Below are 11,562 nucleotides of genomic sequence, written 5' to 3'. Positions count from 1 at the left end.
GCGCGGTTTGGAAGGGCGCACGACCCGGGAAGGGGCAGGAGTGCCGTCCGGGCTATGTGCCCGCCGCGCGATCGGATCCCGGTCTTTGCGGGGGCGGCTGCGCGCGGTCGGCCGTCAGAGGCCGAGGTAGAGGGCGGAGACGGCCCGGTCGATGGACAGGTAGAACACGCCGAAGGCGACGAGGGCGGCGGCCGCGAACTCCACGGCGACGTTCGGCAGCGCCTGCGACCGGCGCATGATCTCGCGTCCGAAGTGGAAGCTGACCCAGGCGACGGTGAGGACCACCGGCATCGCGAACAGGAACGACCAGGTGCTCTCGATCCGGTCGAGGCCCGCGGTCGGATCGATCAGGGCGCGGATGTTGCGGACCCACGGTGCGTAGCAGGCCGAATACAGCGACGTCATCCAGGAGAGGCCGACCGCGACCCCGAAATGGAACGTGAAGATCCCATGCAGGCGCGAGAAGTCGTCGCGCACGTCATCCACCGTCATCGTCAACCCCTGAGCGGCACCGTCCGAGCGTGGTGAGGGAGCTTTCGTCCGACACCGTTATCGCTTCGTTAACGGGCCGCCCAATGGCGGGAAAAACGGGATTTTTTGTGACTCGCCGCGCTCACGGGGAGGGGGGCGAGACGGTTTCCGGCTTGCCCGCCCGCATCAGCGCCACGAACCGCTCGAACAGGTAGTGGCTGTCGCGCGGGCCGGGCGAGGCCTCGGGGTGGTGCTGCACCGAGAAGGCGGGCCGATCGGTGAGGGTGAGGCCGCAGTTCGAGCCGTCGAACAGGGAGACGTGGGTCTCCACCGCGGTGGCCGGCAGGCTCGCGGGATCGACCGCGAAGCCGTGGTTCATCGAGACGATCTCGACCTTGCCGGTGGTCTTGTCCTTCACCGGGTGGTTCGCGCCGTGGTGGCCCTGCGCCATCTTCACGGTGCGACCGCCCAAGGCGAGGCCCATGAGCTGGTGCCCGAGGCAGATGCCGAAGGTCGGCACCCTCTCGTCGAGGAGCGCGCGGATCACCGGCACCGCGTAGTGCCCGGTCGCGGCCGGGTCGCCCGGGCCGTTGGACAGGAACACGCCGTCCGGCTTCATCGCCATGATCGCTTCGGCGGAGGTGGTGGCCGGGACCACGGTGACGTCGCAGCCGGCTTGCGCCAGCAGGCGCAGGATGTTGCGCTTCACGCCGTAGTCGATGGCCACGACCTTCAGGCCCTGCCCGGCGGCGCGGCTGCCGTAGCCGACCTTCACGTCCCATGCGGTCTGCGACCAGTCGCTCGCCTGCGTGCTGGTGACCGGCGGCACGAGGTCGAGGCCCTCCATCGGGGCGAGGGCGGCGGCACGGGCCTTGAGCGCATCGCGGTCGAACGACCCGTCCGGGTCGTTGGCGATCACGGCGTTGATCATGCCGTTGTCGCGGATCAGCGCGGTCAGGGCCCGGGTGTCGACGCCGGTGATGCCGACGATGCCGCGGGCCTTCAGCCAGGCGTCGAGATGGCGCGACGAACGCCAGTTCGACGGGTTGGTCACCGCCGAGGCCACCACGGTGCCGCGCACCCCGGAGGCCGGGGCATCGGCCAGGCTCTCGAGGTCCTCGTCGTTGGTGCCGGTGTTGCCGATGTGCGGGAAGGTGAAGGTAACGATCTGCCCGGAATAGGACGGGTCGGTCAGGATCTCCTGGTAGCCCGTCATGGCGGTGTTGAAGCAGACCTCGCCATCGGCGATCCCGGTCTGGCCGATGCCGAAGCCCTCGATCACCATCCCGTCGGCGAGGACGAGGAGGGCGGTGGGCACCGGCTCGGCCCAGGGAGCGGGTACGCGGGCGGTGGCGCCGTCGTCTTGCAGCATCGGCTCGATCTCGCTTATGTCCGGCCATTCCCGGCGCCGTCGAAGACGGCGCGTGCGGGTGGCATCGTCGTGCCGTGCTCATACCGAGCGGGCGCTGACGGGGTCAATGTGGCCCCGGCCGCCGCCCGGCTCAACCGCCCCGATTCGCACACCCCCCCCGATGTCGACGCCCGACAGGAGACGACCATGCTGCGTGCCCGCCTGACCACCGAGATGAAGGAGGCCATGAAGGCCGGCGACAAGGCCAAGCTCGCCACCGTGCGGATGATCCAGGCCGCCCTCAAGGACAAGGACATCGAGGCGCGTGGGCTCGGCAAGGAGCCGGCCTCGGAGGAGGAGATCCTGGCGCTGCTCCAGAAGATGATCAAGCAGCGCAACGAATCGGCCGGCGTCTACGACCAGGGCGGCCGCCCCGAGCTCGCCGAGGCCGAGCGGGCCGAGGCCGCGATCATCGCCGCCTACCTGCCCCAGCAGATGGACGAGGCCGAGACCAGGGCCGCCATCGACGCGGCCATCGCCGAGACCGGTGCCGCCGGCCCCAAGGACATGGGCAAGGTCATCGCCGCCCTGAAGGGCCAGTTCGCCGGCCGGATGGATTTCGGGCGGGCGAGCGGGCTGGTGAAGGAGGCGTTGAACGCCAAGGGGTGAGGATCGTCCTCATGCCGCCGGGCCGGGCTCGCTTTCCTTCGCACGCATGTAGCTGCGCAACACGGCGTTGATCCGGCTCTGGTAGCCGGCTCCGCCGCGTTTGAAAAAATCGAGCACGTCCTCGTCCAGCCGGATCGAGATCGGAGCCTTGCGCTGCGGGATCACCAGCTGCGCCCGCGACCAGTCGATGTCGAGGGGCGCCGCGTCGGGATCGGACGCGACCGCAGCCGCGATATCCTCGTCCGACAAGGCCTCCAACCGTGCCAGGTCGGTCAGGCCCACGGGGCGCTCGTCAAGCGGACCGACCCGCGTGATAGATGTCTCGCTCATTTCGCCTTGCCCTTCTCGCAGAGATGATTCGCCTCACACCGCCGCGATCCGTCCAGACCACGGCGATGACGCCCGACCCGGGTGCGCCAAGCCCAAGCACCCCAAGGGTGACATTCCTATTCTCGTCGCCACGCATCGAGGAAAAGGTCAAATGCGGGCGGCTAAATACAGAGATCACGTCTCTAAAATCGATACCGTGCTTTATGAGGTTGCCGTTTCGTTTTTCTTCATTCCATTCGTAGGAAATATCTTCCATTTAAGAATTTCCCGATGCCGTTTGATCGATGATGAAATCAATATATCATGAAAAAACTCGCAATTATTTCATAAAAATAGAGTTTGATTACGCGATCAATCGACACCAAACTGTATGATGCTCGATCTCTCACAATGCCGAGACAATCAATACAAACGTATATACACCGGTTGAGTTCGGAGAGCAAGACGTCCGACGGGGTCGCGCCGACCCGCGATCGTGGACCGATCTGGAGGGCCAGCTTACGACTTGGGAACGGTCCATGCGATAAGGGTTGGGTCGGTGGACGCCCACCGTCGACCATCTCGAAGGCCCATGCGCTACCCGCCCCACATCCTCGAAGAGATCCGAGCGCGGTTGCCCGCCTCCGACGTGGTCGGGCGGCGGGTGCGGCTGAAGAAGGCCGGGCGCGAGTGGCGCGGGCTGTCGCCGTTCAACGCGGAAAAGTCGCCGTCCTTCTACGTCAACGACCAGAAGCAGTTCTACCATTGCTTCTCGTCGGGCAAGCACGGCGACGTGTTCACCTTCCTGATGGAGACGGAAGGCCTGAGCTTCCCCGAAGCGGTGGAGCGGCTGGCCTCGGAGGCCGGCGTCGCACTGCCCAGCCCCAGCGCCGACACCCGGGCGATGGAGACCAAGCGCAAGGGCGCCTTCGAGGTGATGGAACTCGCCGCCGCCTTCTTCGAGGAGCAGCTGCGCGGGCGCCCCGGCGCCTCGGCCCGCGCCTACCTCGACGGCCGCGGCCTCACGCCCGAGATCCGCGCCCGCTTCCGGCTCGGCTACGCCACCGGCGACCGCTACGGCCTGCGCGACCACCTCGCGGCCAAGGACGTCGAGAAGGAGCTGATGGCCGAACTCGGGCTGCTGGTCTCGGGCGACGACATCGCCGTCCCCTTCGACAAGTTCCGCGACCGCATCATCTTCCCGATCACCGACAGCCGCGGCCGGGTCATCGCCTTCGGCGGCCGGGCGATGCAGGCCGAGGCCAAGGCCAAGTACCTGAACTCGCCGGAGACGCCGCTCTTCCACAAGGGGCAGGTGCTCTACAACCTGCACGGCGCCCGCAAGAGCGCCCACGACCGCGGCACCATCGTCGCCGTGGAGGGCTATGTCGACGTCATCGCCATGACCATGGCCGGCCACGCCAACGCCGTGGCCCCGATGGGGACGGCCCTGACCGAGGAGCAGCTCGCCCTGCTCTGGCGCCATGCGGACGAGCCGATCCTGTGCTTCGACGGCGATGCCGCCGGCCAGCGCGCCGCGCTCAGGGCGATCGAGACCGCCCTGCCGTCCCTGGAGCCGGGCAAGTCGCTGCGGTTCGCGCTCCTGCCCGAGGGCCAGGACCCCGACGACCTGTTGCGGTCGGGCGGCCCGTCCGCGATCGACACGGTGCTCGCCGGCGCCCGCCCCCTCGTCGAGGTGCTGTGGTCGCGCGCCCTCGAAGCCGGCCCCGTCGATACGCCCGAACGCCGGGCGGGCCTCGCCAAGGCGGTGCGGGCGATGGTGGCCGGCATCCGCGACGAGACCGTGCGGCGGTTCTATCGCGACGAGATCGAGGATCGCCTGCGCAGTCTCTCGCCGCAGGGCGGCCCGGCCCGGCGCCGCGACGACGGGCGAGCGCCGTATCAGCCGCGCGGCGGCCCGCGGCGCGGGCGCATGGACGAGCCCGCGCCCTCGCCGCGGATCACCACCACCTTCAACCCGCTCTTTGCCGGGGCCACCGGCGCCTCGGGCCATGCCGCCTTCCGCGACCGCGAGGCCATGATCGTGGCGAGCCTGCTCGTCCACCCGGAACTGCTCGGCATTGAGGCCGAGGACCTCTCCGCACTGGTCCTCGACGATCCGGACGCCCAGGCCCTGCGCTCGCTCCTGCTCGACGCCCATGCCGAGGCGCACCAGCCGGAGGTGGAGGTTCTGGCCAACCGCATCGAGCGGGCGGGTTTGCAGGCCGCCGTGACCCGGCTATCCTCCCACGTCAGGCCCGGAGACCGCTGGGCCCTCGATCCGCACGCGGATTCCGTGCGGCTCGAAGACGCATTGCGTCAGGCCGTGATCTTGCACTGCAAGTCAGGCGCGCTAAATAGCGAACTCCGCCAAGCCGAGCGGGCCCTGGCCGAAGACCCGACCGAGGCCAATTTTGCTTGGCTATGCGACGTGAAGGACCGTCTGGCGGTGATCGCCGGGGCCGAGGCGGAAGCGGATGTGCCGGAGGAGGGCGATCCGCCCAGGCTTTGAGCCTTCGGCGAACGCCGTGGCGGCCGCCCGATCGCGGGCCATAGTTAACAATCGGTCAAGCGTCTTGCTTGCATACCGGGATCTGACATCGACGCGGTCGCATCCGAGCCTCCGCAGACCAATATGAAAGTGCGGCATCGACCGCGTGGGGCGTTCTCGCTCCCGCTCGACGTACGTGCGGCAACAATAGGCTGATCATGGCAACCAAGGCAACGGAACGGGACGAGACGGATGCTGCCCCCGAGCAACAGACCGACGGACCGCTCCTCGACCTGACGGATGCCTCCGTCAAGCGGATGGTGAAGCTCGCCAAGAAGCGCGGCTACATCACCTATGAGGAGATCAACGAGGTCTTGCCCGACGGGCAATCCGACCCCGACCAGATCGAGGATGTCCTGTCCCAGCTCTCCGAGATGGGCATCAACGTCGTCGAGGCCGAGGAGACCGAGGACGCCGCGACCGAGAAGCCCGCCAACGGCGAGGCTTCCGACGACGAGGAGGCCGCCGAGGGGACCGAGGTCGCCGAGATCGCGCCGGCCAAGGCCGTGGCCCTGCGCGAGACCACCACCAAGGAGCCCACCGACCGCACGGACGATCCCGTGCGCATGTACCTGCGCGAGATGGGCTCGGTGGAGCTGCTCTCCCGCGAGGGCGAAATCGCCATCGCCAAGCGGATCGAGGCCGGTCGCGAGGCGATGATCGCGGGCCTGTGCGAAAGCCCGCTGACGTTCCAGGCGATCATCATCTGGCGCGACGAGCTCGTCGACGGCCGGGTGCTCCTGCGCGACATCATCGACCTCGAGGCCACCTACGCCGGGCCGGACGCCAAGAACGCGCCGCAGATCGCCGAGGGTGAGGAGGGCGAGGAAGCCGAGGCCGAGGCGCCGATCCCCGCCGAGGGCAGCGACGACGACGACGATATGGAGAACAACGTCTCGCTCGCGGCGATGGAAGCCGAGATCAAGCCGCGCGTGCTCGAGACGTTCGACAACATCGCCAACAACTACAAGAAGCTGCGCAAGCTCCAGAACGAGCACGGCGAGATCAAGGCCGGCGGCGGCACCCAGACGGCGGCCCAGGGCAAGAAGCAGTCCGAGCTAAAGGACACCGTCGTCGCCGACGTGAAGTCCCTGTCCCTCAATGCCAACCGCATCGAGGCCCTGGTCGAGCAGCTCTACGACATCAACAAGCGCCTCATCAGCCATGAGGGCCGCCTGATGCGCTACGCCGAGACCCACGGCGTCGCCCGCGACGAGTTCCTGCGCCACTACCAGGGCTGGGAGCTCGACCCGAACTGGATGGAGCGGGTCGGCAAACTCGGCGGCAAGGGCTGGAAGAACCTCGTCGAGAAGGGCGCTAAGCAGGTCGGCGACCTACGCGAGCAGATCCTGACCCTGGCCTCCGAGACCGGCCTCGAGATCGGCGAGTACCGCAAGATCGTCAACATGGTCCAGAAGGGCGAGCGCGAAGCCCGCCAGGCCAAGAAGGAGATGATCGAGGCGAACCTGCGCCTCGTGATCTCCATCGCCAAGAAGTACACCAACCGCGGCCTGCAGTTCCTGGACCTGATCCAGGAGGGCAACATCGGCCTGATGAAGGCGGTCGACAAGTTCGAGTACCGCCGCGGCTACAAGTTCTCGACCTATGCCACCTGGTGGATCCGGCAGGCCATCACCCGCTCGATCGCGGACCAGGCCAGGACGATCCGCATCCCGGTGCACATGATCGAGACGATCAACAAGATCGTCCGGACCTCGCGCCAGATGCTGCACGAGATCGGCCGCGAGCCGACCCCGGAGGAATTGGCCGAGAAGCTGGCCATGCCCCTGGAGAAGGTCCGCAAGGTTCTCAAGATCGCCAAGGAGCCGATCTCCCTGGAGACGCCCATCGGCGACGAGGAAGACTCGCATCTCGGCGACTTCATCGAGGACAAGAACGTCGTCCTGCCCATCGACGCGGCGATCCAGTCGAACCTGCGCGAGACCACGACCCGCGTGCTCGCCTCGCTCACGCCCCGCGAGGAGCGGGTGCTGCGGATGCGCTTCGGCATCGGGATGAACACCGACCACACCCTCGAAGAGGTCGGCCAGCAGTTCTCCGTGACCCGCGAGCGCATCCGGCAGATCGAGGCGAAGGCGTTGCGCAAGCTCAAGCACCCGAGCCGTAGCCGGAAGCTGCGCAGCTTCCTCGACAACTGAGGCCGATTGGACCGGGTGGCCCTTCGCTCCGCCCCGATGGGGCGGGCGGAGGGTTGTCAGGACGGGAATCGCCGGCCGCCGCGAGGGATAGCGGCGGTTGCCATGGCCGGTCGTTGTCGTTGCCAGAATGCGCCGGAGCGGACCCCAAGCCTCGACGCCCATCCCTGTAGACGACAGAAGTTGCCCTCAACTCCAGACTTCCGTCTGTCGGGACATGCGAGCGGGCGGAGAAGGCCCTGTCGCACGCTTCCGACCGAGATGTAGACTATACGGACCGGAGGGGGGCGCCCCATCCGTCCGCCGGTCACCACCAGGAGCGCGGACGGCTCGGTGCCGGCGTCCACAGGCCGGGCTCGCCGAAGTCGTTGGACGGTCGCTCGGCGGTGGCGGCCCGGGCCGAGCGGCGCGGGACGGAGGCGGGAGCCGGGTCGGCGACCGGCCGCGCCACCTGAGTAGGAGCGACCTGGGTAGGAGCCACCTGGGCCGGGCGTCGGCGCGGCTCGGGCGAGAGCTTGACCATCGCCGGCCCGGCACCGCCGAGGCCGAGGGCGGCCTTCATGCGGGCATCGTGGCCGTAGAGGTCGGGCAGGGTGCGGTAGGCGCCGCCGTCGTCGACGTAGGCGGTGAAATACGCCAGGTGGACCGGCAGCTTCTGCGTCAGCCGGATCGTGCGCTCGCCCTTGCCGATCAGGCCCTTCAGCCGCGAACTCGACCATTCCTCCGGCAGTACGGAATCGGCGAACCGGAAGGGATCGTCGACCCGCACGCAGCCGTGGCTCAACGCCCGCTGCGAGGCGGCGAACAGGGAGCGGTTGGGCGTGTCGTGCAGGTAGACGGCATGGTTGTTGGGGAACATGAACTTGATGAAGCCCAGCGCGTTGCGCTCGCCCGGTGGCTGGCGCACCGACACGGTCTTGCCGCTGTAGACGACCTGATAGCCGCGCCGGGCGGCGTAGTTGGGGTCGCGGGCGAGCCCGGGCAGGAACTCGTTCTTGAGGATCGAGGGCGGCACGTGCCAGGACGGATTGACCACCGCGTATTCCATCGCGCCCGAGAAGATCGGGGTCGGCGACTCGGTCTTGCCAACGATCACCCGCGCCTCGTCGCGCTGGCGCCCGTCGCGCACCACGCGCAAGCGGAACTCGGGGATGTTGACCATGACGTAGTCGGGACCGAGGTCCGACGGCAGCCAGCGCCAGCGCTCCATGTTGACGATGAGCGCGGCCTCGTCGGCGGTTCCGGTGGGGGCCGCCCCCTCGGACGAAGCCAGGGCGGCCACCGTCTGGGCGGTGAGGTGCCCGTTGGCCGGGAGGCCGCGGCGCTTCTGGAACGCGCCGACGGCGGCGACTACGGCCTGGTCGTAAGCGTCGGGCTCGCCCGGAGCGGCATCGAGGGTTCCGGCGGTCCGGGTCTCCAGGTCGAAATGCGTGCGGATGGCCGGCACCCGCGGATCGCGCATGCCGAGCTTGAGCACCGGCCCCGCCGGCAGCCGCAGCGTCCCGGAGACGGGCGGCTGGCTGTGGCCGCGGCCCGCGGCGAGGCGAGCCTTGAGGGCACGGTAACCCGGCTGGTCGGGATTGAACCGCTGCAGCAGCGCCCCGGCCTCGGTGCCGGCGGTGGCGAGGCGCCCCAGCACAGCGTCGGGCGCGGGCAGGTCGAGGGTCGGCGTGATGAGGCGGGACAGGTTGGCAAGGGAGATGCGGCCGCCGCGGGCGTCGCGGGCGTAGAGGACGACGGCCGAGGACAGCTTCAGGTCGGCCTGGGCCACCTCGGCCTCGGTGAGCTTGGCGGTGCCGAGCACCGGGGCCGGATAGGCGAGGGGGTCGAGGCCGTCCTCGCCGGCCTGCGCCAGGCGCCCCATGACCGCCTTGGCCGCCGCCGAGAAGGCGCCGTCGACGATCCAGGCCGGCTTGAAGGCGCCGAGCGCATAGAACGCCTGGATCGCCTCGCGCTCCTTGGTGGTCAGGCGTGCGAGGAGCGGCGCCGGATCGGCGAGGCGGGCGGCGACAGCGGCGGCGAGGGGATCCGATGGCGGCGGCGGAACAACCGTCACCTGGGCGGGCGCGTCGGGCGCCGGCGGCGAGGCGGACGCTGCGCCATCGGCCGGGAGGGGGAGGGACGGGCGCAGCGGCTCCGTCGAGGGCTCGGCGGGCGCTGTGCCCTGCGAAACCCCGACCGGCTGAGGATCGGTCGATTGGGTCCCGGTGACCTGGGCGTGGGCGACCGGGGCGAGCACCGCCTGACCGATGCAGGCGCTCAGGGCAGCGGCCAGAACCACGGCGGCGGGACGCGAAGCGCCGGTGACGGATGCGCCCATGACCAAAGCTCCTCGGAATCCGGCCAGCCGGCCCGTTCCAGGTTAGAGACCATCATATCAATCTCGGCCGTGCGCAACCACACGTTACACGCACGACCGCGGCACGGCAGCGGCAGGCCCTCGCGGGTCCGACCATCGCGGGAGTCCTCAGGCCGCGGCCTCGTCGGGCTTGTCCTCGGCGTCGAGGCCGAGGTCCTTGAGCTTGCGATACAGCGTCGAGCGCCCGATGCCGAGCCGCCTCGACACCTCCGACATGCGACCGCGATAGAATTGCAACGCGAAACGGATGGTCTCGCTCTCGACGACGTCCATCGTCTTCATCTCGCCGGTCTCCTCGACCACCAGCGAGAGGGCGTGGGGATCGCGCACCTCCACCCGGACGATCTCGCGGACGGGGTCGGGCATGCCGGGCTGCACCATCGGCTGGCTGGGTGCGGCCGGGATGCGCACGTCGAACCCTGCCACCTGCGCCGCGATCTGCGGGAATTCGGCCACCGTCAGTTCGTCGCTGTCGGCGAGCACCACCGCACGGAACAGGGCGTTCTCGAGCTGACGGACGTTGCCGGGCCAGCCGTACCGGGTCAGGAGCGCCATCGCCTCGGGGGTCACCGCCCGCACCCGCTTGCCTTCCTCGGCGGCGAAGCGCGCGCAGAACGAGCGCACGAGATCCGGGATGTCCTCGCGCCGGGCCCGCAGGGGCGGCAGGGTCATCGGGAAGACGTTGAGGCGGTAGTAGAGGTCTTCGCGAAAGCGCCCCTGCTTGACGAGGTCGAGGAGGGAGCGGTTCGTCGCCGAGATCAGGCGGATGTCGACCCGCACGCTGCGCTTGGCGCCGACCGGATCGACCTCGCCCTCCTGCAGGGCGCGCAGGAGCTTGACCTGGGCGTCGAGGGGAAGCTCGCCGATCTCGTCGAGGAACAGCGTGCCGCCCGAGGCCTCCACGAACTTGCCGGTGTGGCGCTCGGTGGCGCCGGTGAAGGCCCCCTTCTCGTGGCCGAACAGGGTCGATTCCACGAGGTTGTCGGGGATGGCGCCGCAGTTGACGGTGACGAAGGCCTTGCCGCGCCGGTCGCCCGAGCCCTGGATCGCGCGCGCCAGCACCTCCTTGCCGACGCCGGATTCGCCCTCGATCAGCACCGGGATGTTGGACTTGGCGGACCGCTCGGCCAGCCGCATGACCCGATCCATGTCGGGGCTCTTGGAGGCGAGGTCCTTGAAGGTCAGCGAGCCGGAGGCCCGCCGGCGCATGCGCCGCACCTCCTCTTCGAGCTGGTCGACCTTCAGCGCGTTCTTGATCGAGACCTGGAGGCGCTCGGCGCCCGCCGGCTTGACGACGAAGTCGATGGCACCGGCGCGCATCGCCGTGACCACGGCATCGATGGAGCCGTTGGCGGTCTGGACGATGACCGGGGTGTCGATTCCGGACTTGCGCAGCTCGGCCATGACGCCGAGGCCGTCGAGGCCGCCGGGCATCACGAGGTCGAGCAGCACCACGTCGATGGGCTCGCCGGTCTTCAGCATCTCGATGGCCTGCTCGCCGCCCTCGGCGACCCTGGCCTCGAAACCGAGGCGGCGCACCATCGCCTCGGCGAGGCGCCGCTGCACCGGGTCGTCGTCGACGATGAGGACGGTTGTCGACATGCGGTGAAGCCCCGGGTCCGCTCGGGCGCAGCGGTGAGCGCGAGGAGGAACCTCCGCGTGACACCGGCCGGCCGCTGTTTCGTTTCGAAGCGTA

At 69.0% G+C, this 11,562-nt stretch carries 9 protein-coding genes; 3 read left to right on the top strand and 6 right to left on the bottom strand.

Translation table 11 applies throughout. The features are described from left to right. Window positions 1–114 precede the first annotated feature (114 nt). A complete protein-coding gene (locus ASG59_RS11560) occupies window positions 115–492 on the bottom strand; it encodes a hypothetical protein (RefSeq protein WP_055883285.1) in 378 nt (125 codons plus the stop codon). Between the two features lie 121 nt (window positions 493–613). Continuing rightward, the gene (gene carA / locus ASG59_RS11555; protein ID WP_056408973.1) at window positions 614–1,843 is read right to left on the bottom strand and encodes a glutamine-hydrolyzing carbamoyl-phosphate synthase small subunit; all 1,230 of its coding nucleotides are present in this window, start codon (window positions 1,841–1,843) and stop codon (window positions 614–616) included. A gap of 186 nt (window positions 1,844–2,029) precedes the next feature. On the opposite strand from carA, the gene ASG59_RS11550 reads away from it, so the two are divergent. Then, on the top strand, window positions 2,030–2,491 hold the full coding sequence (locus tag ASG59_RS11550; RefSeq protein WP_055883326.1) for a GatB/YqeY domain-containing protein: 462 nt from the start codon (window positions 2,030–2,032) through the stop codon (window positions 2,489–2,491). Window positions 2,492–2,500: 9 nt separating this feature from the next. Here ASG59_RS11550 and ASG59_RS11545 read toward each other — a convergent pair whose 3' ends face one another. Next, window positions 2,501–2,773, bottom strand: a complete 273-nt coding sequence (locus tag ASG59_RS11545) for a BrnA antitoxin family protein (RefSeq protein WP_244472285.1) — start codon at window positions 2,771–2,773, stop codon at window positions 2,501–2,503. Between the two features lie 10 nt (window positions 2,774–2,783). Beyond that, complete coding sequence (locus ASG59_RS19950) at window positions 2,784–3,077, bottom strand: BrnT family toxin (protein ID WP_200945958.1); 294 nt, start codon at window positions 3,075–3,077, stop codon at window positions 2,784–2,786. A gap of 315 nt (window positions 3,078–3,392) precedes the next feature. On the opposite strand from ASG59_RS19950, the gene dnaG reads away from it, so the two are divergent. Both dnaG and rpoD read left to right on the top strand, forming a co-directional pair. Then, window positions 3,393–5,312: a DNA primase gene (gene dnaG, locus ASG59_RS11540; protein ID WP_055883291.1), complete on the top strand. Its 1,920-nt coding sequence runs from the start codon at window positions 3,393–3,395 to the stop codon at window positions 5,310–5,312. Between the two features lie 197 nt (window positions 5,313–5,509). Further along, the gene (gene rpoD / locus ASG59_RS11535; protein WP_056281731.1) at window positions 5,510–7,510 is read left to right on the top strand and encodes an RNA polymerase sigma factor RpoD; all 2,001 of its coding nucleotides are present in this window, start codon (window positions 5,510–5,512) and stop codon (window positions 7,508–7,510) included. Between the two features lie 304 nt (window positions 7,511–7,814). On the opposite strand, the gene ASG59_RS11530 is transcribed toward rpoD, so the two are convergent. Both ASG59_RS11530 and ASG59_RS11525 read right to left on the bottom strand, forming a co-directional pair. Continuing rightward, a complete protein-coding gene (locus tag ASG59_RS11530; protein WP_056408971.1) occupies window positions 7,815–9,827 on the bottom strand; it encodes a L,D-transpeptidase family protein in 2,013 nt (670 codons plus the stop codon). Between the two features lie 147 nt (window positions 9,828–9,974). Next, window positions 9,975–11,468, bottom strand: a complete 1,494-nt coding sequence (locus ASG59_RS11525; RefSeq protein ID WP_055883298.1) for a sigma-54 dependent transcriptional regulator — start codon at window positions 11,466–11,468, stop codon at window positions 9,975–9,977. Window positions 11,469–11,562 lie beyond the last annotated feature (94 nt).

The sequence above is a fragment of the Methylobacterium sp. Leaf466 genome (assembly GCF_001425565.1).
Lineage (GTDB): Bacteria > Pseudomonadota > Alphaproteobacteria > Rhizobiales > Beijerinckiaceae > Methylobacterium.
The sequence above is the reverse complement of the archived record's forward strand: the minus strand, read 5'-3'. Positions and strand labels throughout refer to the sequence as shown.